23 protein-coding genes and 2 pseudogenes are annotated in these 24,907 nt (G+C 69.9%); 18 read left to right on the top strand and 7 right to left on the bottom strand.

The genetic code is table 11. From position 1 onward, the window contains the following. The 7 genes and pseudogenes from V8688_RS23325 to lexA all read left to right on the top strand — a co-directional run. Positions 1–523 (top strand): annotated as a pseudogene (locus tag V8688_RS23325) (hypothetical protein); the annotation flags it as partial. Between the two features lie 11 nt (positions 524–534). Further along, positions 535–1,176 carry a nicotinate-nucleotide adenylyltransferase gene (nadD, locus tag V8688_RS23320; RefSeq protein WP_218721446.1) on the top strand — a complete coding sequence of 214 codons (642 nt, stop codon included), beginning with the start codon at positions 535–537 and terminating at the stop codon, positions 1,174–1,176. Positions 1,177–1,204: 28 nt separating this feature from the next. Beyond that, entirely contained in the window at positions 1,205–1,618 is a 414-nt protein-coding gene (gene rsfS / locus V8688_RS23315) for a ribosome silencing factor (protein ID WP_316573883.1), read from the top strand. Continuing rightward, positions 1,615–2,274 carry a histidine phosphatase family protein gene (locus V8688_RS23310; RefSeq protein ID WP_218721444.1) on the top strand — a complete coding sequence of 220 codons (660 nt, stop codon included), beginning with the start codon at positions 1,615–1,617 and terminating at the stop codon, positions 2,272–2,274. The genes rsfS and V8688_RS23310 overlap by 4 nt, the downstream gene beginning before the upstream one ends. Beyond that, positions 2,264–3,727: a diglucosylglycerate octanoyltransferase gene (gene octT / locus V8688_RS23305; RefSeq protein ID WP_342801686.1), complete on the top strand. Its 1,464-nt coding sequence runs from the start codon at positions 2,264–2,266 to the stop codon at positions 3,725–3,727. The genes V8688_RS23310 and octT overlap by 11 nt, the downstream gene beginning before the upstream one ends. Positions 3,728–3,730: 3 nt before the next feature. Further along, the gene (locus V8688_RS23300; protein WP_316573885.1) at positions 3,731–4,573 is read left to right on the top strand and encodes a DegV family protein; all 843 of its coding nucleotides are present in this window, start codon (positions 3,731–3,733) and stop codon (positions 4,571–4,573) included. 81 nt (positions 4,574–4,654) lie between these two features. After that, positions 4,655–5,305 (top strand): transcriptional repressor LexA, encoded by a 651-nt coding sequence (gene lexA, locus V8688_RS23295; RefSeq protein WP_218721442.1) that lies wholly within the window; start codon positions 4,655–4,657, stop codon positions 5,303–5,305. Between the two features lie 11 nt (positions 5,306–5,316). Here the strand turns inward: lexA and V8688_RS23290 are convergent, their stop codons facing one another. Then, positions 5,317–6,279 (bottom strand): DUF2332 domain-containing protein, encoded by a 963-nt coding sequence (locus tag V8688_RS23290; RefSeq protein WP_342801685.1) that lies wholly within the window; start codon positions 6,277–6,279, stop codon positions 5,317–5,319. Positions 6,280–6,457: 178 nt separating this feature from the next. Here V8688_RS23290 and V8688_RS23285 point away from each other — a divergent pair, with 178 nt between their 5' ends. The 5 genes from V8688_RS23285 to V8688_RS23265 all read left to right on the top strand — a co-directional run bounded on the left by V8688_RS23285 (position 6,458) and on the right by V8688_RS23265 (position 13,465). Next, positions 6,458–7,417, top strand: a complete 960-nt coding sequence (locus tag V8688_RS23285; protein ID WP_218721440.1) for a ComEA family DNA-binding protein — start codon at positions 6,458–6,460, stop codon at positions 7,415–7,417. A 307-nt stretch (positions 7,418–7,724) separates the two neighbouring features. Next, complete coding sequence (locus tag V8688_RS23280; protein ID WP_342801684.1) at positions 7,725–10,595, top strand: ComEC/Rec2 family competence protein; 2,871 nt, start codon at positions 7,725–7,727, stop codon at positions 10,593–10,595. Between the two features lie 97 nt (positions 10,596–10,692). After that, positions 10,693–11,664 (top strand): DNA polymerase III subunit delta, encoded by a 972-nt coding sequence (holA, locus tag V8688_RS23275; protein ID WP_218721364.1) that lies wholly within the window; start codon positions 10,693–10,695, stop codon positions 11,662–11,664. A 16-nt stretch (positions 11,665–11,680) separates the two neighbouring features. After that, positions 11,681–12,091: a VOC family protein gene (locus V8688_RS23270; RefSeq protein ID WP_316573889.1), complete on the top strand. Its 411-nt coding sequence runs from the start codon at positions 11,681–11,683 to the stop codon at positions 12,089–12,091. A gap of 189 nt (positions 12,092–12,280) precedes the next feature. After that, positions 12,281–13,465: an LCP family protein gene (locus V8688_RS23265; RefSeq protein WP_342801687.1), complete on the top strand. Its 1,185-nt coding sequence runs from the start codon at positions 12,281–12,283 to the stop codon at positions 13,463–13,465. Here V8688_RS23265 and V8688_RS23260 read toward each other — a convergent pair whose 3' ends face one another. Both V8688_RS23260 and rpsT read right to left on the bottom strand, forming a co-directional pair. Then, entirely contained in the window at positions 13,466–13,708 is a 243-nt protein-coding gene (locus tag V8688_RS23260; protein WP_218721361.1) for a hypothetical protein, read from the bottom strand. 97 nt (positions 13,709–13,805) lie between these two features. Further along, entirely contained in the window at positions 13,806–14,066 is a 261-nt protein-coding gene (gene rpsT / locus V8688_RS23255) for a 30S ribosomal protein S20 (protein WP_019045815.1), read from the bottom strand. Positions 14,067–14,462: 396 nt separating this feature from the next. On the opposite strand from rpsT, the gene V8688_RS23250 reads away from it, so the two are divergent. The 4 genes from V8688_RS23250 to V8688_RS23235 all read left to right on the top strand — a co-directional run bounded on the left by V8688_RS23250 (position 14,463) and on the right by V8688_RS23235 (position 18,660). Beyond that, complete coding sequence (locus V8688_RS23250) at positions 14,463–15,998, top strand: circularly permuted type 2 ATP-grasp protein (RefSeq protein WP_255588616.1); 1,536 nt, start codon at positions 14,463–14,465, stop codon at positions 15,996–15,998. 5 nt (positions 15,999–16,003) lie between these two features. After that, positions 16,004–16,981 (top strand): alpha-E domain-containing protein, encoded by a 978-nt coding sequence (locus V8688_RS23245; protein WP_218721360.1) that lies wholly within the window; start codon positions 16,004–16,006, stop codon positions 16,979–16,981. Next, the gene (locus V8688_RS23240; RefSeq protein WP_218721359.1) at positions 16,978–17,820 is read left to right on the top strand and encodes a transglutaminase family protein; all 843 of its coding nucleotides are present in this window, start codon (positions 16,978–16,980) and stop codon (positions 17,818–17,820) included. The genes V8688_RS23245 and V8688_RS23240 overlap by 4 nt, the downstream gene beginning before the upstream one ends. A 66-nt stretch (positions 17,821–17,886) precedes the next feature. Continuing rightward, positions 17,887–18,660 (top strand): aquaporin, encoded by a 774-nt coding sequence (locus tag V8688_RS23235; protein ID WP_342801683.1) that lies wholly within the window; start codon positions 17,887–17,889, stop codon positions 18,658–18,660. A gap of 63 nt (positions 18,661–18,723) precedes the next feature. On the opposite strand, the gene V8688_RS23230 is transcribed toward V8688_RS23235, so the two are convergent. Continuing rightward, positions 18,724–19,275 (bottom strand): type II toxin-antitoxin system PemK/MazF family toxin, encoded by a 552-nt coding sequence (locus tag V8688_RS23230; protein ID WP_342801682.1) that lies wholly within the window; start codon positions 19,273–19,275, stop codon positions 18,724–18,726. A 105-nt stretch (positions 19,276–19,380) separates the two neighbouring features. Between V8688_RS23230 and lepA the strand changes: the two genes are divergently transcribed. Further along, positions 19,381–21,228 (top strand): translation elongation factor 4, encoded by a 1,848-nt coding sequence (gene lepA, locus V8688_RS23225; RefSeq protein WP_218721356.1) that lies wholly within the window; start codon positions 19,381–19,383, stop codon positions 21,226–21,228. Between the two features lie 12 nt (positions 21,229–21,240). Here lepA and V8688_RS23220 read toward each other — a convergent pair whose 3' ends face one another. Genes V8688_RS23220 through V8688_RS23210 form a run of 3 tightly spaced genes read right to left on the bottom strand, consistent with a single transcriptional unit; the run spans position 21,241 to position 23,596 of the window. Next, positions 21,241–22,464 carry a HAMP domain-containing sensor histidine kinase gene (locus V8688_RS23220; protein WP_342801681.1) on the bottom strand — a complete coding sequence of 408 codons (1,224 nt, stop codon included), beginning with the start codon at positions 22,462–22,464 and terminating at the stop codon, positions 21,241–21,243. A gap of 38 nt (positions 22,465–22,502) precedes the next feature. Beyond that, positions 22,503–23,195, bottom strand: coding sequence for a response regulator transcription factor (locus V8688_RS23215; RefSeq protein ID WP_218721354.1), 693 nt, complete (start codon positions 23,193–23,195; stop codon positions 22,503–22,505). A gap of 35 nt (positions 23,196–23,230) precedes the next feature. Continuing rightward, positions 23,231–23,596: a hypothetical protein gene (locus tag V8688_RS23210; RefSeq protein WP_218721353.1), complete on the bottom strand. Its 366-nt coding sequence runs from the start codon at positions 23,594–23,596 to the stop codon at positions 23,231–23,233. 279 nt (positions 23,597–23,875) lie between these two features. On the opposite strand from V8688_RS23210, the pseudogene V8688_RS23205 reads away from it, so the two are divergent. Further along, positions 23,876–24,907 (top strand): annotated as a pseudogene (locus tag V8688_RS23205) (hypothetical protein); the annotation flags it as partial.

The following is a 24,907-nucleotide window of genomic DNA, read 5'->3' as shown; positions in this document are numbered from 1 at the left end:
CTATCCGCCCGGTGAGCTGGCCCTGGTCCGCGCCGAGTTCGCCGAGTCGCTGCTGCGGCTCGGCCGCTACCGGCAGGCCGCCTGGCAGTTCACCGAGGCCGCCCGGCTGCTCGCGAACGCGCCCACCCACCGCCGCAGGCACGCCGACCTGGTCTGGTCGGCGGCCGTCGCCCGCGAGTGCTGCGGGCAGGAATCGGCGGCGCTGGGCGGCTACCTGCGTGCCGCGGGCCTGTGGGGTGAGCTGGACAAGATCGTGCCGCGAGCGCGCTGTCTGCGCGCGGCGGCCTGGCTGCAACTGCGGGGTCCCGCGGGCCGGATGCGCGGTCCGTGGTGGGTCACCATCGACGTGCTGATGGCCGAACTGAATCAGCGGCTCACCGCCGAACCTGCCGCGCACATCGCCGACGAGCTCGATCGCACCCGCGCCCAATTCGCCCAGATGTGCGCGCAGGCGTCGGGCCCGAACGACCGCCCGGCCGCTCGGGGGCGGTCCGGTCCGGTCGAGTGGTGGCAGTCCCGTTAAGCTCGGACCTCATGCACGAGACAGCTCGGCCGCGCCGCAAGCTCGGCGTCATGGGCGGCACGTTCGATCCGATTCACCACGGTCACCTGGTCGCGGCCAGCGAGGTCGCGAACCGGTTCGAGCTCGACGAGGTCATCTTCGTCCCCACCGGCCAGCCGTGGCAGAAGGTGAACAAGCAGGTCAGTCCCGCCGAGGACCGCTACCTGATGACCGTCATCGCCACCGCGTCCAACCCGAGGTTCTCGGTCAGCCGGGCCGACATCGAACGCAACAAGGTCACCTACACGGTGGACACCCTGCGCGAGATGCAGAACGCCCATCCCGACGCCGAGCTGTACTTCATCACCGGTGCGGACGCGCTGGCCAACATCCTGACATGGCAGGATTGGACCGAACTGTTCGAACTGGCGAAGTTCGTCGGGGTGAGCCGTCCGGGGTACGAGCTGAACACCGACCATCTCGAGGAGCATCTGCGGGACCTGCCCGCCGATGCCGTCACGATGATCGAGATCCCCGCGCTGGCCATCTCGTCGAGTGAGTGCCGCCGCCGCGCCGCGGAGGGTCGGCCGGTCTGGTACCTCGTCCCCGATGGCGTGGTGCAGTACATATCGAAGCGGCACCTGTATGTGCCCGCAGGAACGGAAGGTAGCTGACGTTGAGCCACACGAGCGAGGTGCAGTCGTGACTGCCACTGCCGAAGCGGTCGAAATGGCCAAGGTCGCCGCACTCGCGGCCGACGACAAGCTCGCCACCGACGTCGTCGTCCTCGACGTCTCCGAGCAGCTGGTGATCACCGACTGCTTCGTGATCGCCTCGGCGCCCAACGAGCGCCAGGTCAACGCGATCGTCGACAACGTCGAGGAGAAGCTGCGCGAGGCCGGCCACAAGCCGGTCCGCCGCGAGGGCACCCGCGAGGGCCGCTGGGCGCTGCTCGACTACGTCGACATCGTCGTGCACATCCAGCACAACGACGAGCGCAATTTCTATGCGCTGGAGCGGTTGTGGCGTGACTGCCCGACCGTGGCCGTCGAGGGCATCGCCACCCCGGCGACACCCGCCGCCGACGACGCACAGGTAGAGGGCGACACCGAGTGAGCAAGTACGCCCATGTGCGCACGCTGATCCTGCTGCGGCACGGGCAGACCGAGTGGAACGCCGCCGACCGGATGCAGGGCCAGATCGATACCGATCTCACCGACCTCGGCAGGCAGCAGGCCAAAGAGGCGGCGCGGGAACTGGTGTCCCGCAACGCGATCGCGGTCCATGCCTCCGATCTGCGCCGCGCCAAGGAAACCGCGCAGGCGCTCGGCGACATCAGCAATCTGCCGGTCGTCACCGATCAGCGGCTGCGTGAGACCCACCTGGGTGACTGGGAGGGGCTGACCCACCTCGAGGTCGACGCCGACTACCCCGGCGCGCGCGTGCAGTGGCGTCTCGACGCCACCTACACACCGCCCGGTGGCGAGAGCAAACTCGAAGTGGGCGCGCGTGCGCTGCCCGTGGTGCGCGAACTGTACAACGAGCGACAGGATTGGCCCGGCCGGACTATCATCCTGGTGGCGCACGGCGGGCTGATCGCTGCCCTCACGGCCGCGTTGCTGGAACTGCCTCCGGAGAACTGGCCTGCCCTCGGTGGGCTGGCCAATACGAGCTGGGTGCAGCTGTCCAGCCACGGGCCCGACATCGACCGACCCGGCTGGCGCCTCGATGTTTGGAACGCAGCGGCGAAGGTAGCTCCCGATGTCCTCTGAAGAGCCCGTCCGATCGGTACCGGACGAACTGTTCCAGCAGGTGACGGCCAAGCCCGGACGGCAATTGCCGGACGCGCTGTTCGGCCCGCCACCCGCTGAGCCCGCACGCCCCGAGCGTGAGGAGCCCATCCGTTCGGTACCGGACGAACTCTTCAAGCAGGTCACCGCGCGCAGCGAGCGCTCGCTACCCGATGCGCTGTTCGGCCCGCCGCCCGCGGCGGTCGTCGCCGAGTCCGAGCAGGCCGACGCCGCGACAGCTGACGCGGCGACCGGCTCGTCCGACGAGGCGGACGCCGACGGCGACGGCGAGCCTGCCACAGCGGGCACCGCTGTCACCGAGGCCGCGGTCGAGGATTCCGTCGCCCGGACCGAGGCCGAACCGGCTGTCGCGCAGCCGGATACCGCCGAGTCGGCGGTCGTCACCGAGGTGGGCGCGGACACCGAGGATGCCGTGGCGATGACCGCCTCGGTGGCCGAACCCGCCGTGGCGCAGGACCTCCAGTCGGCAAGTGCGGCTGATGGTTCCGACGCTACGTCGGCCGACACGTCGCCGGGCGACGAGCCGGGGGCGGATGCGGTCGCGACGGACGAGTCCGTCGCGGTGGCCGCCGAGTCCGTCGCGGTTACCGAGGTCTCCGCGCCGGTCGTGGAGACCGCTGTCGCGCAGAGCGAATCGCTCGTCGAGGCGGCCGCGGAGGTCGTGCTCGTCGAGGAAACCACCGCGCCCCGGCCGGTGGAGTCCGCCTCGCCGCGCCCCGTCCTGCTGGTGATCGCCGACTCGCTCGCCTACTACGGTCCCAAGGGCGGCCTGCCTGCCGACGATCCCCGGATCTGGCCGAATATGGTGGCCGCCGAACTGGATTGGGATGTCGAGCTGATCGCGCGGATCGGCTGGACCTGCCGCGATGCCTACTGGGCGCTGATCGGCGACCCGCGGGTGTGGGCCGCCGTGCCCCGGGCGGGTGCTGTCGTGTTCGCCGTCGGTGGCATGGACACATTGCCCTCGCCGCTGCCGACCGCGCTGCGCGAGCTGATCCGCTATATCCGTCCGCCCAAGCTGCGTCGTGGCGTGCGCGCCTCGTACAACTGGCTGCAGCCCAAGCTGTCGAAACTCGGTCGGCCCGTGGCGCTTCCGCCGAAGGTGAGTGTCGACTACCTCGAGCAGTCGCGGGAGGCGCTGCATCATCTGCGTCCCGAGCTGCCCGTGGTCGCGGTGCTGCCGTCGGTGCACAAGTGCGATGCCTACGGGCGGGTGCACCGGGGCCGGGCGCGCGCGGTCAAGGCACTGCAGGCGTGGTCGGGCCGCACCTCGGTGCCGCTGGTCGACCTCGGCGAGGCCGTGCGCGACGACATCGAGTCGGGTGCGGCGAACCCGGACGGCATCCACTGGGGCTGGGCCGGGCACGCGGCGGTGGCGACGGCGATGACCAAGACTCTGCAGGAGGTCCGGTAGTCCGTGACCGTTGTCGTGGTCACCGATTCGGCGGCCGGGCTGTCGGCCGACGTCGTCGGCGAGCTCGGTATCGAAGTGGTCCCGTTGCACGTGCTCGTCGGCGACCGGGAGATCCGGGAGGGCGTCGACCCCGTCGAGATCGATTACTCGACGGACTCGGTCACCACCTCGGCTGCCTCGCCGGGCGAGCTGCGCGAAGTCTACGAGCGGGCATTGAGCCGCAGTGACGGCGACGGTGTCGTCGCCGTGCACCTGTCGCGCACCTTGTCGGCGACGTGGGAGTCCGGCCGGCAGGCCGTTCGCGACATGGGTGCCGAAGACCGAGTGCGCCTGGTGGATTCGCTGGGGGCGGGCTTGGCGACCGGCCTGCCCGTGCTCGCGGCCGCCCGTCGCGCGCGGGCGGGCGAAGCGCTGGACGCGGTCTACGAACGCGCCGTGACGGCCGCCGCCCGCGCCCGCACGTTCATCCTGGTCAATCGGACCGAGCAGCTGCGCAAGGGCGGCAGGCTCAGCAGCGCCGCCGCGTTCTTCGGCAGCGAACTGGTGACGAAGCCGTTGCTGCAGCTGGTCGAGGGCAAGCTGGAACTGCGCGAGAAGGTGCGCACGCGCTCGCGCGCCTACGCCAAGCTGGTCGCGGCCGCCGTGGAGGCGGCCGGGCGCGATGGCGCGGCCCTGGCGGTCCAGCACCTGGGCGCCGCCGATGCCGCCGAGACGATCGCGGCCCAGCTGCGCGAACAGGTCCCGGAGGTCGAGGAGCTGTACGTCGGCGAGTTCGGCCCCACCCTCGGAGTCCATCTCGGCGTCGGCGCGCTCGGTGTGCTCGTCGTGCCCGGCGGGTGTTCCTGACCGGCGCCGATTTCCGGTGCGGCAGGGCACGCCGGGAGGCTGCGCCGACGCTCCGGCACGGTGGGCCTCTACGATGCCCCGGTGACCGGATACGACGACTTCGACTTCCCCGACACCGCGCACCTGCCGCCCCGCAGGCAACACATCCTCGCCGTGATCCGGGATTCGGTGCTCGCGCACGGCTACGCGCCGAGCGCGAGGGAGATCGCCGACGCCGTCGGCCTGCGCTCCACCTCTACGGTCTCCCAGCATCTGAAGGCGCTGGAGGAGGACGGTTTCCTGCGCCGCGGCACCGGGATGGCGCGCCAGACCGATGTGCGACTGTTCCTGCGTGACACCCCGGCCGCCGGCTCCAGCGCCTCGGTGAGCGTGCCGGTGGTCGGCGACATCGCCGCGGGCACGCCGATCCTGGCCGAACAGCACGCCGACGACGTGCTGACGCTGCCGCGTGAACTCGTCGGTCGTGGTGAGGTTTTCGGACTCCGGGTGCGCGGTGACTCCATGATCGACGCCGCGATCTGCGACGGTGATCTGGTTGTTGTGCGCAGCCAGCGGGAGGCGAACAACGGCGACATCGTCGCCGCCATGATCGGCGAGGAAGCCACCGTCAAGGTGTACCGCCGGCGCAACGGCCATGTCCTGCTCGAACCCCGCAATCCCGCCTACTCGGTCATCGACGGCGACGAGGCCGTGATCCTGGGCCGGGTGGTGTCGGTGATGCGCCGCGTCTGAGGCCGCCCCTGCTACGCCGGGCCGAACCAGTCCAGTGACTGACCGTGCGGCCCGGCGTAGGCTACCGGCTCGCCGTCGACCGCCAGCACCATCCGCGTTGTGTTCGAATCCCGTTCGGGCAGTAGGTCGGTGAACTCGGCGACCACCCCGGTGCCCTCCTGGGACACCCAATGGCAGGGCAGCGCACGCACCGACGCGACGAACTCCGCGCGCGTCAGCGCCGACAGGTAGGTGAGCACAGCGCTGTGGAACACGACCACCGTGCTGTCGCTGGGCGCCGTGTGGACCAGCTCGGCGACCTGTTCGTTCAGATCTCCCGGCACCAGCAGCGGTGGATTCGCGGCGGCGATCGCGCAGGCATTGCGCAGCCTGGTGAGCCGCTGGTCCTGCCCCGGCCAGACGAGGGCTTCCAGCCACTGCCGATCCTGCCGGTCCGCCGCGTTCAAGGGGTTCAGGTCGACCCCGGTGCGATGGACCACCTCGGGCAACCGATCCGGAATCGGCGCGGGCCCGGTTACGGTGCACCGCAGGACCACTGACGACGGACCGTCCGCCGGATCCAGGGCGCGACCGCCGTAGCGATAGCTGAAACGGTCCGGGTAGAGACACAGTCCCGCCGATGCGCCCACTTCGATGAGCGACAACGGTCCCGGCAGCCGAGCGAGGACCGGCAGCAAGGTTGCCGCACGACCCGCTTCGTTGGTCTGGGTACGGCGAGCGAGTGCGGTCGCCGCGATCGATGGCCAGCGTGCGATCAGCTGCGCACGGAAATCGCGGTACGGCACCGCGATCGCGCCGTTGACCCGCGCCGCCGCCAGCACCAGGTTGGGCTGCTGTTTGTCCGTCGGCAGTTCGGCGATCAGCGCGAGCACCGGTGGATCGTCGGCGATGTCGATCGCACGCCGGTGGTACAGCGGAGAATTGCCGCTCACCTCGCGCTGCGCGAAGTCGCGGAAACGTTGTGCCAGGTCCATGGATCCATCCGTACGTGGTCTCGGCCATGTCCGCACCGTATTCGCTCGGCAGCGTGCATCCCGGTCTCGACGACCGAGAAACCGCGAGTTGTCCACAGGCTCGAGGTTGTCCACAGCTTCGCTCGAGACCCAGGTCGGCGCCGGTTTCGCGGGCTCGCCGGCTCGTAGCGTCGCTGCCATGTCACGACACGACGAACACGAGCGGGTACGGCAACGGCTGGGCGGGCTGGCGTTGCGCGACAAACCCGGGACCCGAGGGGCGCTGCGCGACGAGCCCGACACGGCACGCCCGCGCGGCGGCACCGGCACCGAAGGGCGGTGGGCCGAGGAGGATCTCCCTTCGACGGGGGAGGTGCGTTCGCCGGGCTGGCTCGACGACGGCGCCGACTCCGGTGGCCTGCGCCGGTTCGTCCCGGACCGGTTCCGGCAGACGCGGGTCGATCCCGGCCGCCGGGGTGCTGTGGTCTTGGGCCTGGTGGGTCTGGCAGCGGTGGTCTGCACCGGCGTGCTGGTCCTGCGCGATCAGCCGACGCCACAGGCGTTGCCACCGGTACCGGTCGTCCGCGCGGAGAGCGCGGGCGCCCCCGCGGAACCGAGCGCCGGCATGGCCGCGGTCGCCGGCACCATGCCGAGCCCGCCCGCGGAAGTCGTTGTCAGCGTGGTGGGTCTGGTCGAACGACCGGGCCTGCACCACCTGCCCGGTGGCGCCCGTGTCGCCGACGCCATCGAACGGGCAGGCGGTGCGACCGACGGTGCCGACCTCGCCGGGCTGAACCTGGCCCAGCGCCTCACTGACGGCGACCAGGTCGTCGTCGGCACGACTGGCCCACAATCGGGACCCCCACTCCTTGGCAGCGCGATGATCGGCGCCGCCGACCGCGCACCCACGACAGGACAGAACACCTCCGGCCCGCCGGCCCCGAATACCAACGCCCAGAACACCAGAGCGCGTATCAACCTGAACACCGCGACGGAAGCCGAACTGGACGCGCTCCCCGGCGTCGGCCCGGTCACCGCCCAAGCCATCCTCGCCTGGCGCACCACCAATGGCCGATTCACCGATATCGCCCAACTCGGCGAAGTCGACGGCATCGGCCCCGCCCGCCTGGCCCGCCTCCGTGATTTGGTGACGACATGACCGAATCGGTCCAGCCATCCGGTGCGACCGGTGATGGTCCCTGCCAGGCGAAAGTCGCGGCCCGAATCGGTGCGGCACCGGCGGTCTCGGGCGAAGATACGGCCGGGGCGAGCGATGGTGCGGAGTACGGCGCCAACGAATCGCCCCTGCCCGCGAATCCCGCGGTGAGCGGCGGGTTCTCGACCTGCTGCGCGGACCGCGTCGAACACGCCCACAGCAGTATGGAATTCGGGTGTTTCGGGATGTCGTCGGTGCTCGGGCGGGGTGGGGTCTGTCCGGATTCGCCGGTGCGGTGCCCGGGACCGGAATGAGCACGGCGGCTCAGCAGGAGGCGGGAACGGAGGAGCCGGAACGGCAGGTGCTGGACATGCGCCTGGTACCGGCGGCGCTGGGATGTTGGGGCGCGACGATCGTGGCGGTGTCGCTGGGGTGGTTCGTCGGCCTGGTGCTGGCGGTCGGTGCGGTGGTCGTCGCAATCGGATTGTGGGTGGTGTTGCTGTGGGCGATCGCGCACGAGCGTGAACGATGGCGAGTCGTCGCGATCGCCGGGTTGGCGGTGATGCTGGTGACCGCCGGTTTCGGGGCCGCAGGCGCGTGGCGTGCGCACCATTTGCAGACACACCCGCTCCGGGAATCGTTCGGGCGGACGGTGACGGTGCTGGCAGTGGTCACCGACGATCCGAAACCGATGCGGGCGGGCGGGTTCGGTGGACAACGGCGGTGGATCGTCCCTGCGGAGCTGCATGAGTACGGAGGCGGTACGCCACCCCAGAGTGACGGGAAGCTCGGCTCGACGAGCGCGGGGGTCGGCGGGGTGTCGGGGTCTGCGAGCGCTGGGGCCGACGGAGTGTCCGGTTCTACGAGTACTCGGGCCGACGGAGACTTCGGTTCTACGACCAATCGAGCCGGCGGGGAACGCGGGTCGACCGCCACTCGGGTCGGCGGGGCGCTCGTCATCCTTGCGCCGGGGGAGGGCTGGGCGGACCTGTCTCCCGGCCAGGTGATCCGGTTTCGGGCGAAGGTCGCCGAACCGAACCGATCGGATCTGACAGTGGCCGCGCTGCACCCCGTCGCCGAGGCGGAACGTGTCGGGACACCCCCGTGGTGGCAGCGAATGGCCGGGGGCGTGCGGGCAGATCTGGCGATGGCCTCGGCCAGAGCGTTGCCACCCGCCGCGGCGGGATTGCTGCCCGCGCTCGTCGTCGGCGATACCGCCGCGCTATCCGACGAGGTCAGGGACAACTTCGAAATCGCAGGCCTGCAACACCTTTGCGTGGTGAGCGGAGCGAACTTCACTATCCTGCTCGCCGCGCTGCTCGGGTTGGCGAGATTGCTGACCGCGGGTCCGCGAACGAGTGCCGCTGCCGCCGCGGTGACGGTGGTGGTGTTCGTCGTTCTCGCGCGGCCCGACCCCAGTGTGCTGCGGGCCGCGGGCATGGGGTCGGTGACGGTACTCGCGTTGCTCACCGGCCGCCGCAAACAAGCGCTGCCCGCGCTGGGTGCCGCGGTGATCGGACTGCTCGTTGTGGCACCGCAGTTGGCGGTGAGCGCGGGGTTCGCGTTGTCGGTGCTCGCGACCGCCGGCCTGATCCTGCTCGCGCCGAGCTGGGCGGATTGGTTGCGGGCGCACGGGTGGTGGCGCGTACCCGCCGAGATCGTCGCGGTGTCGGCAGGGGCGTTCGTCGTCACCCTCCCGCTGATGGTCGCACTGTCGGGACGGGTGAGCGTGGTCGCGATCGTGGCGAACGCGCTTGTCGCGCCGGTGGTCGGGGTGATCACCGTGATCGGTGCGGTGGGTGCGGCCGTCGCCTGCCTCTGGGGTGAAGCGGCGGTGTGGGTGCTGTGGTGCGCGCGCCCACCGCTGTGGTGGCTGCTGGCGGTAGCCGACCGGACCGCCGCCGTGCCCGGTGCCACGATCTCGGTGCCGTCCGGCGTGACCGGGGGACTGGTCACAGCGGCGATCGTCGTCGTCCTCGTGGCAGCTCTGCGATGGTCGAAGGCTCGCCGATTGCTCGCCGTCGCCGCCTTGGGCGTCGCGATAGTGCTTGTCCCAGTGCGCCTATGGCAGCCGGGATGGCCGCCGACCGGCTGGGCACTGGCGATGTGCGATGTAGGCCAGGGCGATGGCCTCGCCCTCTCCGTCGCCCCCAACGCCGCGATCGTGATCGATACCGGCCCGGACCCCCGCCCGATCCGCCGCTGCCTCGACCGCCTGCGCATCACCCACATCCCCCTCCTGATCCTCACCCACCCACACGCCGACCACATCGACGGCCTGGCCGGCGCACTCCGCGGCCGCACCACCGCCGCCATAGCCACCGCACCCGGTGAACTTCTTTCCACCGGCGGCCCGCACTCCACCAGCGGTCACACCATCGGCGGCACCCCCTCCACCGGCACTGGGCACTCTGACACCAGCGGGCATCCCGCTGCCGTCGGGCATCCTGTCGCCGTCGGGCCCTCCACGAGCGGCGCGCCCTCCACGAGCGGTGGGCATCCCGCTGGCGCCGAGCAGTCTGCCGGGGCCGAGCACTCTGTCGGCGCCGAGAGCACCAACCAGCGCCACCCGAACGGCGGACACTCGGCCGGGCTACCGTCCGCCTCTCGCCAGGATGTTGTGGCGCAGCGGAATTCATCTGGTCCAACCGTCGCGACCGAGGGGATCGAGCGAGTCGTCGAGCTCGCCGAGGCCGCCGGGATCCCGCTGATGGAATTGCGCGCGGGGCAGGTACTGACGTTCGGGGCAGTCGAATTGACGGTGCTCGCGCCGGGGCGGGAAGCGTCGTCGCTGGACCTGGACGAAGCCAACGATCGGTCGCTGGTGTTGCGGGCGCGCACCGCCGTGGGCACGATTCTGTTCACCGGCGATATCGAAGCGACCGCGCAATCTCGGGTGTCGCGTGACAGCGACATCCGCGCCGACATTCTCAAGGTCCCACATCATGGGTCCCGCACCACCACACCGGAGTTCCTGCGCGCGGTCCACCCGCGCCTGGCCTTGATCAGCGCCGGGACGGACAACTCGTTCGGCCACCCGCACCCCACGATCATCACCGCGTTGGACACCCTCGGCGTCACGATCGCCCGGACCGATCACGACGGCGACGTGATCGTGTCGGGCACCGCCGTCGAACCGCGCACAACGACATCCCGTCGGCGGACTCCAGCCCCTCCGTGAACCGCCGGCAGCGGGCGGCCGGGAGACCCCGCGGCGCCCGACCACGTCGAACGACCGCGACCGGCTCGCTGTCGGTGCCCGAACGTAGGATCGCCTGGTGAGCGAACGCCCTGCCGCGGTACATCTGGTTCTCGGTGACGAGGAGCTGCTGGTCGAACGCGCCGTGGCGCAGGTGACCGGCCAGGTGCGGGCCGAGGCGCCCGACCCGGACTCGGTGCCGGTGGATCGGCTGCGCGCCGGTGACGCGAGTACCGCCGAACTGGCCGAGCTGTTGAGTCCGTCGCTGTTCGCCGAGGACCGGGTGATCGTGCTCGAGTCGGCCGCGGAGGCGGGCAAGGACGCGGTGGCGGTGATCACCGACGCGGCGGCCGACCCGCCGGCGGGCGTGGTGCTGATGGTGCTGCATTCGGGCGGCGGCCGCGCCAAAGCACTGGTGCCCGCGCTGCAGAAGCAGGGCGCGGTGGTGCACGAGTGCGCCAAGCTCACCAAGGCCGGCGAGCGGGCGGAGTTCGTGCGCGCGGAGTTCCGCGCTCTCGGGGTGCGGGTGGCGCCGGACGTGGTCCAGGTGCTGATCGAGTCCGTCGGCTCGGAGCTGCGTGAGCTGGCCGCGGCCTGCTCACAACTGGTCGCCGACACCGGCGGCAAGGTCGATGTGAACGCGGTCCGCCGCTACTACTCCGGCCGCGCCGAGGTGACCGGGTTCGATGTCGCGGAGCTCGCCGTCGCGGGCGACCGCCCGGCGGCGATGGAGGCCCTGCGCTGGGCCACCGACCGCGGTGTCCCGCACGTGCTGCTGGCCGACGCCCTCGCCGATTCCGTGCACACCATCGCCCGCGTCGGCTCCGCGGGCCGGGGCGACCCGTTCAAACTCGCCCAGCAGCTCGGCATGCCCCCGTGGAAGGTCAAGAAGGCGCAGGCCCAGGCCCGTGGCTGGACCCCGGCCACCATCGGCACCGCCCTCCAGGTGGTCGCCACCCTCAACGCCGACGTCAAGGGCGGCGCCGCCGACGCCACCTACGCCGTGGAACACGCCCTCTCCCGCATCCTCGACCTGCGCGCCGCGGGCTGAGTCGACGGGCGACGACGTGGTGCGCCTGATCCCCGAGCTCATCTGTGCCGACCTCCGGGCCAGCCTCGAGTTCTACGGTCTACTCGGGTTCCGGATCCGCTACGAGCGCCCCGCGGAACGGTTCGCCTATCTCGAACGCGACGGTATCGACCTCATGCTCGAACAGCCGACGGACCACGAGCGGCTCTACCCGCACGCGCCGCTCGAATATCCGTACGGTCGCGGCATCAACTTCACCATCGACGTGGACGATGTCGTCGAGCTCCATGCGGTGATCACCGCGACCGGGCGGGAACTGTTCCTCCCGCTGGAGGACCGCTGGTACGCGCGGGCAACCGACGTCGTGGGCGTGCGCCAGTTCGCCGTGCAGGACCCGGACGGGTACCTTCTGCGGATTTCCCAGAACCTCGGTACGCGCAGTCGCTGAGCCGACACGCCTGGTCGCGGTGGAATCGGGACCGAATCGCGATGTCGGTCCGGCCTCGCGGCTGGCACAGTTGATCATGACATGGACGAGCCGACTGTCAGCCGGACCGTGGAGCGCGGGAGCAGTCGACGCGCTCGTGGTTCGGCGGGCCGGTGGGCCAGGGCATTCGGGAAGGGGTTCGCCGCCGGGATGTCGGCGCTGGTGGTGGCTGTCACCGCGTACGGGTGGTCGACGGCAGGCAGTTTCGACGCCGGGTTCCTGCGCTCGCAGGCCATCGAGGACGACGCGCCGCACTCGCTCGGCGGGGATCTGAACATCCTGCTGATCGGGCTCGACACCCGGCGCGATCAGAACGGGAACGAGCTGCCGACGGAAATCCTGGATCAGCTGCACGCCGGCGACGGGGACGAGGGCGGCTACAACGCCAATACGCTGATCCTGGTGCATATTCCGGCCGCGCTGGACAAGATCGTCGCGGTGTCGATTCCGCGTGACGACTACGTGCCGGTCAGTGGCATCCCGGGCTACACCCACGCCAAGATCAAGGAGGCGTACGGGTTGAAGAAGGCCGCGGTGCAGGATCAGCTGATCGCACGCGGGGTCACCGATCAGCGCCGGCTCGAACAGGCGGGCAGGGAGGCGGGGCGGGCCTCGATCGTGCGGGCGGTGCGTGATCTGACCGGAGTGCCGATCGACCGGTTCGCCGAGATCACCCTCGCCGGTTTCTACGATCTCGCCGCCACGCTGGGCGGGGTGGAGGTGTGCCTGAACCATCCGGTGCAGGACCTCGAGTTCTCCGGCGCGAACTTCCCGGCCGGCCGCCAGCATCTCGATCCGGCCCAGGCGCTGGCCTTCGTGCGGCAGCGGCACGGGCTGGAGAACGGCGATCTGGACCGCACCCACCGCCAGCAAGCGTTTCTGACCTCGGTCGCCGGGCAGCTGCGTAGTGCGGGCACCCTGACCGACCCCGGCAAACTGTCGGCGTTGATGGAGGTGGCGCACCGCAATATCGTCCTGTCGGACGGCTGGAACATGACCGAGTTCGTGCGCACCCTCGGCAGCGCGAAAGACCCGCAGGTCGAATTCCGCACCCTGCCGATCCTGCGCTACGACGTGATCAACGGGCAGGACGTGAACATCGTGGACCGAGCGGCGATCCGCCGCGAGATCGCGGCCGCGTTCGGGATGCCGGCACCCGCGTCGACGACGACCCGGCGAACAACGGCGCGGACCGAACCGCCCGCCGCCTGGCCGGGCGAGACGTCCACCGGTGCCTGGCAGACCAGCGCGACCACGCCGGTGACGGACACCCCCGACGCGGGCAAGCCGGTCCGCAGCGACATCACCTCGGGGCGGATCCCCTGTGTGAACTGATCAGTCGCCGACGACGGCGAGCTCCTCGTCGTCCTCGAGATCCTCGTAGCGGCCTTCCCACTCCTCGTAGAGCGGGACCTCGTCCTCGCGGGTGACGATCCAGGCGGCCGCGAAGCCGCCGTCCTCGTCCGGGACCATCACATTCTCGATCTTGAGTCCGATGCCCAGGATCTCCGCGGCGCGGATCACCTCGGCCAGGTCGTCGCCTCGTACCACCGTCTGATTCGCGTACACCGTCAGCATGCGCGGAATGGTAGCCGACGACAAAAGCCGCCGTGGTCATCGAGGCCACGGCGGCTGCGTCTTGCGAAGTATTGCTGAGCGGGTGGACCCGCTCCGATCAGATCTTGTTCAGAGCCAGCGCGAGCGCGGACTTCTTGTTGGCCGCCTGGTTGGCGTGGATGACGCCCTTGGAAGCGGCCTTGTCGAGCTTGCGGCTCGCGAACTGCAGCTGCTCGGCAGCCTTTTCCTTGTCACCGCTGGCGGCAGCTTCACGGAAGTTGCGGATCGCGGTGCGCAGCGCGGACTTGACCGACTGGTTGCGCTTGCGCGCCGCCTCGTTGGTACGGATCCGCTTCATCTGGGACTTGATGTTGGCCACGCCTGTATCCTCTGGTTTCCTGTCGCTGGGTGGTATGTCTCGAAAGCTCGTCGGGCGCGCGCCCACGATGCAGCAGATGGTGCTGAACTACGGGTAACACCGCGCCGAAGATCGAGGTTACCAGCTCGGCACCGCCCGGCGAAATCGGGCTCCGATCGACCGGCCCCCGGCTCCGCTGATTTCATCCATTTCAGGTGATGCAAGAAATTTACCTGTGTCTCACACGACCCTGCTGCCGGGTGATGCACAGTTTTTCTCATGACCTCCACCACAGCGCCGGGTACGGCTCGATCTGCATCACCGGCGTTGGTGAGAACGAACGGGCATCCGGTGAACGCGCACGCCGGTTTGTTCGAGGGGTACGGCCCGGGCCGCTTCGCCGACGCGTTCGACGAGATGTTCGACGCGGCGGGACGAGTGCGGGCGCCGTATAAAGGCATTCACGCCGCGATGGCCGCCAACGACGTAGACGACCTGGCCAAACGCTCCGACGCGCTGGACCGGGCATTCATCGATCAGGGCATCACGTTCTCCCTGTCGGGGCAGGAACGGCCGTTCCCGCTGGATCTGGTGCCGCGGGTGATCGCCGCCGCCGAGTGGGCAAAGCTCGAGCGGGGCATCAAACAGCGGGTCACCGCGCTGGAGCTGTTCCTGGCCGACGTCTACGGCGAGCAGAACATCCTGCGCGATCAGGTGATCCCCAAGCGGCTGGTCACCTCGTGTGAGCACTTCCACCGCGAGGCCGCGGGCCTGGTCCCGCCGAACGGGGTGCGCATCCATGTCTCGGGCATCGACCTGGTACGCGACGAACGCGGCGACTTCCGGGTGCTCGAGGACAACCTGCGCTCGCCGTCGGGGGTGTCCTATGTGATGGAGAACCGGCGCACGATGGCCCGGGTCTTCCCCGACCTGTTCTCCTCGCACCGGGTGCGCGCGGTCGGCGACTATCCCACGCACCTACTCCGGGCGCTGCGGGCCTCCGCGGCGCCCAACGAGGCCGACCCGACCGTCGTCGTGCTCACCCCGGGTGTGCACAACTCCGCCTACTTCGAGCATTCGCTGCTGGCCAGGCAGATGGGCGTCGAGCTGGTCGAGGGGCGTGACCTGTTCTGCCGCGACAATGTCGTCTACATGCGCACGACCGCGGGCGAGCGCCAGGTCGACGTGATCTACCGGCGCATCGACGACACCTTCCTCGACCCCATGCACTTCCGCCCCGACTCGGTGCTCGGCGTGGCCGGCGTGCTCAACGCCGCCCGCGCGGGCAACGTGGTGATCTCCAGCGCGGTCGGCAACGGCGTCGGTGACGACAAACTCATCTACACCTATGTGCCCACGATCATCGAGTACTACCTCGGCGAGAAGCCGATCCTGCCCAACGTCGACACCTTCCGCTGCTGGCTCGACGACGAACGCGAGGAGGTGCTCGACCGGGTCGGCGAGCTCGTGGTGAAGCCGGTCGAGGGGTCCGGCGGCTACGGCATCGTCATCGGGCCCGACGCGTCCCCGCGCGAGCTGGAGGCGGTCAAGCGCAAGGTCAAGGCCGATCCGCGCGGCTGGATCGCCCAGCCGGTGGTGCAGCTGTCGACCGTGCCGACCAAGATCGGCAACGATCTCGCGCCCCGGCACGTCGACCTGCGCCCGTTCGCGGTGAACGACGGCGAGGACATCTGGGTGCTGCCCGGTGGGCTGACCAGGGTCGCGTTGCCGGAGGGCTCGCTGGTGGTCAACTCGAGCCAGGGCGGCGGCAGCAAGGACACCTGGGTGCTGGCCGGTCGCTCCGGCCTCGTCGACCGGGAACTGGCCGGTCCGGAACTGGTGAGCGATCCGCCGCAGGCCGACTCCTTCGAAATCGGTCGCGAACTCAGCGCGCCGCAGGCCAATCAGCAACAGCAGCAACAACAACAGACGCAGCGGCTGATCGGGGACTGACACACATGCTTGCTCGCAACGCCGAATCCCTCTACTGGATCGGCCGATATGTCGAGCGCGCCGACGACACCGCGCGCATCCTCGACGTCGCCGTGCATCAACTGCTCGAAGACGCCACCGTCGACGCCGACCGCACCTCCCGGGTCCTGCTCAAGGTGCTCGGCATCGAGCCGCCGGAGGGGCTGCGCCTGGACGTGTGGTCGGTGACCGACCTGGTCGCGTTCAGCCACGACCACGGCGTCTCGATCAGCGACTCCATCGGCAAGGCCCGCGAGAACGCCCGCGGCGCACGCGAAGTCACCTCCAGCGAGATGTGGGAGTGCCTCAACGCCACCTACAACGGGCTGGCGACGGCGGAGAAGGCGGCGCGCGGCCTCGGCCCGCACGAGTTCTTCTCCTACATCAAGGACCGCGCGGCGATGTTCACCGGACTGACCGACTCGACGCTCTCGCGCGACGACGGCTACCGTTTCCTGCTGCTCGGCCGCTCCATCGAACGCGTGGACATGATGGTGCGGCTGCTGCTCTCGCGCGCGGGCGACCGCACCTCCTCGCCGGCCTGGGTGACGGTGCTGCGCTCGGCGGGCGCCCACGACACCTATCTGCGCACCCACCGCGGCGCGCTCGACGCGGCCAGGGTCGCCGAGTTCATCCTCATCGACCGGCTCTTCCCGCGCTCGGTGTTCCACACGCTGCGCGTCGCCGAGGCCTGCCTGACCGAACTCGACCAGCGGCCCGGCAGTCGCGTCGGCGCGCGTCACGAGGCCCAGCGGGTGCTCGGCCGGGCGCGCAGCGAACTCGAATTCCTGCCGCCGGGGGTGCTGCTGGAGGACTTGCAGAGCAGACTGCTCGCGCTGCAGAAATCGTGCCGCGAGGTCAGCGAGGCCGTGTCACGCCAGTACTTCCACGCCGCCCCCTGGGTGGCGTGGACCGATGTGCGCAGCAGTTCCGACGGCCGCGTGCAGGTGGAGGGAGAACTGTGAGCTGGCGGATCAGGGTGGTGCACACCACCGGATATGTCTACGACGCGCCCGTGACGCGCTCGTTCAACGAGGCCAGGCTGACGCCGCGCGCCGACAGCAGGCAGAACGTGATCCTCAATCGCGTCGAAACCGTGCCGGCCACCAGGTCGTATCGCTACACCGACTACTGGGGTACCGCGGTCACCGCGTTCGACCTGCACGCACCGCACACCGAACTCGAGGTGACCGGGTCCTCGGTGGTGGAGACCGAGCCGTTCGCGGAACCGACCGAGGAACTGAGCTGGGACGACCTGCGCAGCGGTCCGATCGTCGACCGCTTCGACGAAATGCTCAGTCCCACCTCCTATGTGCCGCGCGATCGCAAGCTCGCGACGGTGGCCAGGCAGCTGTCCCGGGGCGAGGAACCGGCCAAGGCGGTGGTGCGCGCGGCCGAATGGGTGCACAAGGAGATGGACTACATCGCGGGCACCACCTCGGTGCACACCTCGGCGTTGCAGGCCTTCGCCGAGCGGCGCGGTGTCTGCCAGGACTACGCCCACCTGACCCTGGTGTTGCTGCGCAGCATGGGAATTCCCAGCCGGTACGTCTCCGGGTACCTGCATCCGAAGCCGGGCGCCGAGATCGGCGAGACCGTGGCGGGCCAGTCGCACGCGTGGGTGGAGGCCTGGACCGGGCAGTGGTGGGGCTACGACCCGACCAACAACCTGGCCGTCAACGAGCAGCACGTCTCGGTCGGGGTCGGGCGCGATTATGCGGATGTGCCACCGCTGAAAGGTGTTTTCTCCGGCGGCGGCTCGACAGACCTCGAGGTCGTTGTGGAGGTCACCCGCCTGGCGTAATGTCCACTTCGCTCGTGCGGACCCCGCTCGCCGCGGGGATGAATCCTCCCGGAGAGGTGGTGGCCGATGCCCACTGCACAGGAACTCGTCGAATCCGAGGTCGTACCCGAGCCGAAGAAGTGGGCCGCCGAAGGGCTCGGCACTTTCATCCTGGTGATCTGTGGCGTCGGCACACTGGTGCTGGCCGGTGACCGGGTCGGCTCGCTCGGGGTCGCCTTCGCCTTCGGTCTGACGCTGATGTTCCTCGTCTACGCGATCGGGCCGATCTCGGGCTGTCACGTCAACCCGGCGGTGACCCTCGGACAGCTGCTGCTGGGCCGGATCTCGGCCATCGGCGCGGCCGGCTACGTGATCGCGCAGCTCGTCGGCGCCTTCCTGGCCGGGCTGGTGCTGTTCGCGCTGGCCAAGAACCTGCCGTCCTACGATCGCGCGGTCGACGGGCTCGGCGCCAACGGCTGGGGCGCGCACAGCCCCTCGGCCATCCGCGGGCCGCTGGGCGAGGTCGTCGTCCAGAACGGGTACGGCCTGGCGGCGACCATCATCATCGAGGTGATGCTGACCGCGCTGCTGGTGTTCGTGGTGCTGGCCTCCACGGACCAGATCTCGGATGTGCCGCTGGCGGGCCTGTCCATCGGTGTGACGCTGACGGTGATCTACCTGGTCTCGCTGCCGATCGACAACACCTCGGTCAACCCGGCCCGCAGCCTGGGCGTGGCGCCCTATCAGGACGGCGCGATGGCGCAGGTGTGGGTGTTCGTGCTGTTCCCGCTGGTCGGCGGCGCGCTGGGCGCGCTCGTGTATGGCCTGATCTTCGGCCGGTCCAGGGACGTGCTGACCTAGTCCGCGCAAACGACGCGAACCCCGTTCCGGTCGGACCGGAACGGGGTTCGTCGTCGTCGGAGGTCAGCTCCAGCTGTACTCGGCGACCAGCCGGTGCGCGACCAGGTCGAAGGTCTTGCGCTCGACGATCGCGCCCTCGCGCCGGATGCCGTCCTCGGGCACGTCGAGCACCCGGTCCAGCCGCACCCAGCTGGGGCGTCCGTCGTGGTCCCACGGGCCGGAACCGATGCCGACCCAGTTACGGTCGTGCGCGCGTTCGGCTTTCGACGACAGCATCAGCCCGAGCAGGGTCTTGCGATCACGCCCGACGACCAGCACCGGCCGGTCCTTGCCGTTGGTGGGGTCCTCCTCGTAGGGGACCCAGGTCCACACGATCTCGCCCGGGTCGGCGCGCCCGTCGAGCTGCGGGCAGTAGACGATCTGCCGGGCCCGGTGGGCGGTGGGCACCGGCGTCGACGCGGTCGGGCGCACCGCGACGGTGGGTTCGGGCTTGGCCGCCAGCGCCCCCACCAGCTTCTCGAGCAGCCGTGGACCCTGCTTGCGCACGATCTTCGGTCCCTGCTCCTTGGCGATGACGCCGAGTTGCTTACCGAGAGTGTTCCAACTGCTGGCCATCCCTGAAATATAACGGTGACGCACGCTTCGGTGCACCGGTGACAAGGGGGCGATTCGGCGCATGGGACGATAGACGCAGTTCGCCGATACCCCTCGAGGAGTGGAGTGGCTTCCAGTTTTGCCGATACGACGTTCACCGATCCGTCCCGGATCCGGAACTTCTGCATCATCGCGCACATCGACCACGGCAAGTCGACCCTGGCCGATCGGATGCTGCAGCTGACCGGTGTGGTCGAGGAACGGGCCATGCGCGCCCAGTACCTGGATCGGATGGACATCGAGCGCGAGCGCGGCATCACGATCAAGGCGCAGAACGTGCGCCTGCCATGGACTGTCGACGGCCAGGACTACGTCCTGCACATGATCGACACCCCGGGCCACGTCGACTTCACCTACGAGGTCTCGCGCGCGCTCGAGGCCTGTGAGGGCGCGATCCTGCTGGTCGACGCCGCCCAGGGCATCGAGGCGCAGACGCTGGCGAATCTGTACCTGGCGATGGAACGCGATCTGGTGATCATCCCGGTGCTGAACAAGATCGATCTGCCCGCCGCCGACCCGGACCGCTACGCCGCCGAGATCGCCCACATCGTCGGTTGCGAGGCCGACGACGTGCTGCGGGTGTCGGGCAAGACCGGCGTGGGTGTGGGTGAGCTGCTGGACAAGGTGATCGCCGAGGTGCCGCCGCCGGTCGGTGACGCCGATGCCCCGGCTCGCGCGCTGATCTTCGACTCGGTCTACGACACCTACCGTGGCGTGGTCACTTATGTCCGGGTGGTCGACGGCAAGCTGACCCCGCGCCAGAAGATCAAGATGATGTCGACCGGCGCGCAGCACGAGCTGCTCGAGATCGGCATCGTCTCGCCCGAACCGAAGCCCACCCAGGGACTCGGCGTCGGCGAGGTGGGATACCTGATCACCGGGGTGAAGGATGTGCGTCAGTCCAAGGTCGGTGACACCGTCACCTCCGCGCGCGACGGCGCCACCTCGGCGCTGGCCGGCTACCAGGAACCGCGCCCGATGGTCTACTCGGGCCTGTACCCGGTCGACGGCTCCGACTACCCGGATCTGCGTGACGCGCTGGACAAGCTGCAGCTCAACGACGCGGCGCTGACCTACGTGCCGGAGACCTCGGTGGCGCTGGGCTTCGGTTTCCGCTGCGGCTTCCTCGGCCTGCTGCACATGGAGATCACCCGCGAGCGGTTGCAACGCGAGTTCGGCCTCGACCTCATCTCGACCGCGCCCAACGTGATCTACCGGGTCGTCATGGAAGACGGCACCGAGCACATCGTCACCAACCCGTCGTACTGGCCCGAGGGCAAGGTGCGCCAGACCTTCGAGCCGGTCACCAAGTGCACCGTGATCGCGCCCAGCGAGTTCGTCGGCACCATCATGGAGCTGTGCCAGAGCCGTCGCGGTGAGCTGCTCGGCATGGACTACCTGTCGGAGACGCGCGTGGAGATGCGCTACACGCTGCCGATGGCCGAGATCATCTTCGACTTCTTCGACTCGCTGAAGTCGCGCACGCGCGGTTACGCCTCGCTCGATTACGAGGAGGCGGGCGAGCAGTCGTCGGCGCTGGTGAAGGTCGACATCCTGCTCCAGGGCGAGGCTGTCGACGCGTTCAGTGCCATCGTGCACAAGGACGCCGCCCAGGCCTATGGCAACAAGATGACCTCCAAGCTGCGCGAACTCATCCCGCGTCAGCAGTTCGAGGTGCCGATCCAGGCCGCGATCGGCTCGAAGATCATCGCGCGCGAGAACATCAGGGCGATCCGCAAGGACGTGCTCGCCAAGTGCTACGGCGGTGACATCAGCCGCAAGCGCAAGCTGCTCGAGAAGCAGAAGGAAGGCAAGAAGCGGATGAAGACCATCGGCCGGGTCGACGTGCCGCAGGAAGCCTTCGTGGCCGCGCTGTCCTCGGACGCGGCCTCGGACAAGCCCAAGGGCAAATAGTTCCCACCCCGTTCACCCCGGCTCGGCGGTGATGCGCACCAGCAGGCGCGTCCCGCCGAGTGGGCTTTCGGTGAGTTCGGCCGTGCCGCCGTGCAATTCGGCCTGCTGCCGGACCAGCGCCAGGCCCAGACCCGAGCCGGGGGAGCCGGGCCGTTTGGCGAAGCGGTCGAAAGCGGTGGGGGACAGGTGTTCCGGTACCCCGGTGCCGTTGTCGTCGACGGTGATCTCGATCCCGTCCGCGTCCGCGTGTGCCGCGACCGCGATCTCGGTGGCATGTCCGTGCAGGACCGCGTTGGCGACGGCATTGGTGACGATCAGCAGGATCCCGCCGGGCAGGCCGGTGATCGGAACCGGGTCGCACGCGGTCAGCGCGATGTCGACGCCGGGTTGCGCGCGCCGGGCGTTCTGGACGGCGCGATCGAGAGTCTCGCAGAGTTCGAACGGCTCGAACGCGCCCGCGTCGGTGAGCTCGCCGACGGCCAGGCGCTCCAGATCGGTGAGGGTGCGTTCGATCTGGCGTTCGGCGGCCAGCACATCGGCCAGGACGGCGTCGCGCTGCTCGGCCGGGAGATCGGCACCGGCCAGGACCTGCAAATCGGTGCGCATCGCGGTGAGCGGGGTGCGCAGTTCGTGCGCGCAGACCGCGGCGAAATCGCGGGCGCCCGCCAGCGCCTGCCTGGTCTCACCGTGCGCGGTCTCGAGGCGCGCCAGCATCCGGGTGATGGCGTCGGAGAGTTCCTCGGCCTCCCTGGCACCACGGCCCGACAGCGGTGGCAACTCGTCGAGGGTGTCGATCTCGTGGGTGGCGGTGGCCAGCCTGCGCAGCGGGCGCGCCGCGAAACCGGCCAGCACCCAACCCAATCCGGCCGCGATCAGCACCCCGCCGACGCCGATGCCCAAGCCGATGAGCTGGCTGCGGGTGATCGCGGCGTCGACCAGCTCACGATCGGGATCGAGCCGGACCAGCAGGCCCGGCGCGCCCTGGACCTTGGCCAGCGCGGTGTCGGACGGACTGCCCGGCGCTGCCACCACCGGTGGTTCGGGGGTGCCGGGGACGGTCCGCTCGTCCGCCGGGAGCGGGATCGGCGGCGCGGGGACGCCGTCGACGCGCTGCACCACCCGGACATTCATCGTCGATACCGTCTGATCGAGTTGCCGGGTGCCCGCGACCTTCAGCAGCGCCGCATAGGTGAGTCCCAGGGTGATCGCCACCAGCGCGGCGACCAACGCCGACACCACGGCCACCCGCGTTCGCAACGACCACGACCCGGTCCTCACGGGCGCTCGCGCAGGACGAATCCGACGCCGCGCACCGTGTGCACGACCCGACCGACGCCGTCGGCCTCGAGCTTGCGCCGCAGATACGAGACGAACACGTCGACCACATTGGTGTCGGTGGCGAAGTCGTAACCCCAGACGGCGGACAGGATCTGCTCGCGCCCGAGCACGATGCCGACGTTGTCGGCGAGCATCGCCAGCAGCTCGAACTCGCGTTTGGTGAGTTCGACCAGTCGTCCGGCCGCGTGCACCCGGTGCCCGGCCGGATCGATCTCGACCCGGCCCACCCGCACCGTCTTGCCCTGCGGCGCAGCGGTTGCCGCGCTGCGGCGCAGCAGCGCGCGCAGCCGGGCGATCAGCTCGCCGAGGTCGAACGGTTTGGTGAGGTAGTCGTCGGCGCCGCGTTCGAGTGCCGCGATCCGGTCGCTCACCGCGCTGCGGGCGCTGAGCACGCAGATGGGGATGTCGTTGCCCATCGCCCGCAGGGCCGTCACCACGCCGACGCCGTCGAGTTCGGGCATGTTCACGTCGAGCACCATGGCGTCCGGGGTGGTGGAACGCACCAGGGCGAGCGCCGCGGCGCCGTCACCGGCCGTGACGACGTCGAAGCCCGAGAGTTCCAGGCCGCGCCGCAGCGAGGCCAGTACCCTGACCTCGTCGTCGACGACCAAGATCTGCTGTCCGGTCATTCGCTCACCCTAGTTCGATCCCTCGTTTCTCCTGGTCAGCGCACGTGCGGCGGGCGGATCACGAGAACGCCACCCGGTGCCTCGCCCGGGTCGACGTCGCGGCAGTCGCCCGGCGCCTCGACGGCCGGGTCGCCCGGGTGTCCGGGCAGGGCGGGCAGCGGTGCCGCGGGGGCGCCCTCGTAGCGCTCGATGTGGATGCGCGCGCCCTCCGGCGGCAGGGGCCGGGCGGGAGTACCGGGCGCCGAGCAGATGATCAGCGTCCGTTCCGGCCCGATTTCCCTGGTCACGGCGGGATCGGCGGTCGCGGCGCCGGCCACTGCGGCGATCGTCGCGGTCAGCAGTGCGGTGCCGCCGACCAGGGCGGCGGCACGGGAACGGCGGCGGGCGGTGAATACGGTCATGGGCGGGACTCCTCCGAGGGGGTTTCGCCGATCGGTGCGACCGGCGAAACCGACGCTAAGCAGCCGATCTTCAGGGACCGTTGAGCAATCGTTAGAGTTCTCTTGGGATCGTGAACCCCCCGATTCCACCGGGTCGCCGAAAACTGTTGCTCGCCATAAGGTGGTACCAACCGTTCTGGACGAAACAACGGTTCGGCCTCCGGGTAATAGTGTTGGATGATCTTCACTTCGCCTCGTTCGTGGTGGGGGGTCGACAGTGATGCGAGTGTTGGAGCATTGATGACGCGTGATCTGCCTTTCGATGACGATGCTGCGCGCGCGGAGGGGACCGACACGGCCTACCGGGTCGCCAACGGTGTCGCGCGGGTAGCCCGCGCGGGCGCCTACGTCACCGGTGGAGCCCTGGTCGCCGCGAACGGCACCGGTCCCGACACGACCCCGGGCACCAGCAACGCCGACAGCCGGGTCGCCGGTTGGTCCTCGCAGTACCCCTCCGACCCCAGCCCGGACGCGCCGAGCCCGGTCGTGACGTTCCCCGACCTCGCCGACGTGCCCGCGCCACATCCGGTGCCGCATACGCCGTTCGCTCCGCACGCGCCCGCCCCGGCCGACGTCACCATGGTCGCGCGAGCCACCGAATCCGACTGGCGCCCACAGGTTCCCGGCTCCGACGATGAGCGGGAGCTGCGGATTCCCGGCTCCGACAGCCATCACTCCAGCGGCTTCGGCATCCCCGGCTATGCGCAGGCACCGACCACGCCCGGCCGCGGTCTCGGCGACACCGACACCGACAACCCGTTCGGCCTGCCGGAGACGCCCGCCTTCGGGTTGCCCGGTCACGGGATCGGCATTCCCGGTTTCGACGGGCTGCCCGGCCACGGCATCGGCATCCCCGGCTATGACGGCATCGGCCTGCCCGGTTCGCCCGGTGGCCTGCCCGGCGCGAGCGTGCCCGGCGCGGGTCAGCCCGGCGACGGACTGTTCGACGGCATCGGTGACATGTTCGACGGCTTCGGCGCGATGGTGAACACCGAATGGCAGATCGACGCGCACGCCGGCCTGGACGGCGTGTGGTTCACCTCGCAGATGAAGGTCACCGCGCAGGTCGGCCAGGTCGGCGATCAGCTCGACGACTACGGCAAGTGGCTCGGCGACGGCATCAAGGTGCCCGGCGACACGACCGCGGGCGGTACCGGCGGGGGGTTGTCCTCGCCGACCGGGCCGAGCCTGCCCGGCTCGTCGTCCTCGGGCGTCGGCCTTCCCGGCGGCGCCACCGGACCGTCGTCCGCCGCGCCCGCCCCGGCCGCCCCG

The organism is Nocardia sp. No.11, from assembly GCF_038752175.1.
GTDB classification, from domain to species: Bacteria; Actinomycetota; Actinomycetes; order Mycobacteriales; family Mycobacteriaceae; genus Nocardia; species Nocardia canadensis.
Note: the sequence above shows the minus strand (reverse complement) of the source record. Positions and strands in the feature narration are given on the sequence as shown.

Excerpts from the sequence above, each read along its gene's own strand:
- V8688_RS23230 (WP_342801682.1), bottom strand. The coding sequence starts at position 19,275 with ATGGCCAGCAGTTGGAACACTCTCGGTAAGCAACTCGGCGTCATCGCC.
- V8688_RS23290 (WP_342801685.1), bottom strand. The coding sequence starts at position 6,279 with ATGGACCTGGCACAACGTTTCCGCGACTTCGCGCAGCGCGAGGTGAGC.
- V8688_RS23285 (WP_218721440.1), top strand. The coding sequence starts at position 6,458 with ATGTCACGACACGACGAACACGAGCGGGTACGGCAACGGCTGGGCGGG.
- V8688_RS23250 (WP_255588616.1), top strand. The coding sequence starts at position 14,463 with ATGTTCGACGCGGCGGGACGAGTGCGGGCGCCGTATAAAGGCATTCAC.
- V8688_RS23280 (WP_342801684.1), top strand. The coding sequence starts at position 7,725 with ATGAGCACGGCGGCTCAGCAGGAGGCGGGAACGGAGGAGCCGGAACGG.
- nadD (WP_218721446.1), top strand. The coding sequence starts at position 535 with ATGCACGAGACAGCTCGGCCGCGCCGCAAGCTCGGCGTCATGGGCGGC.
- V8688_RS23210 (WP_218721353.1), bottom strand. The coding sequence starts at position 23,596 with ATGACCGTATTCACCGCCCGCCGCCGTTCCCGTGCCGCCGCCCTGGTC.
- V8688_RS23265 (WP_342801687.1), top strand. The coding sequence starts at position 12,281 with ATGTCGGCGCTGGTGGTGGCTGTCACCGCGTACGGGTGGTCGACGGCA.
- octT (WP_342801686.1), top strand. The coding sequence starts at position 2,264 with ATGTCCTCTGAAGAGCCCGTCCGATCGGTACCGGACGAACTGTTCCAG.
- V8688_RS23260 (WP_218721361.1), bottom strand. The coding sequence starts at position 13,708 with ATGCTGACGGTGTACGCGAATCAGACGGTGGTACGAGGCGACGACCTG.
- V8688_RS23245 (WP_218721360.1), top strand. The coding sequence starts at position 16,004 with ATGCTTGCTCGCAACGCCGAATCCCTCTACTGGATCGGCCGATATGTC.
- V8688_RS23215 (WP_218721354.1), bottom strand. The coding sequence starts at position 23,195 with ATGACCGGACAGCAGATCTTGGTCGTCGACGACGAGGTCAGGGTACTG.
- V8688_RS23235 (WP_342801683.1), top strand. The coding sequence starts at position 17,887 with ATGCCCACTGCACAGGAACTCGTCGAATCCGAGGTCGTACCCGAGCCG.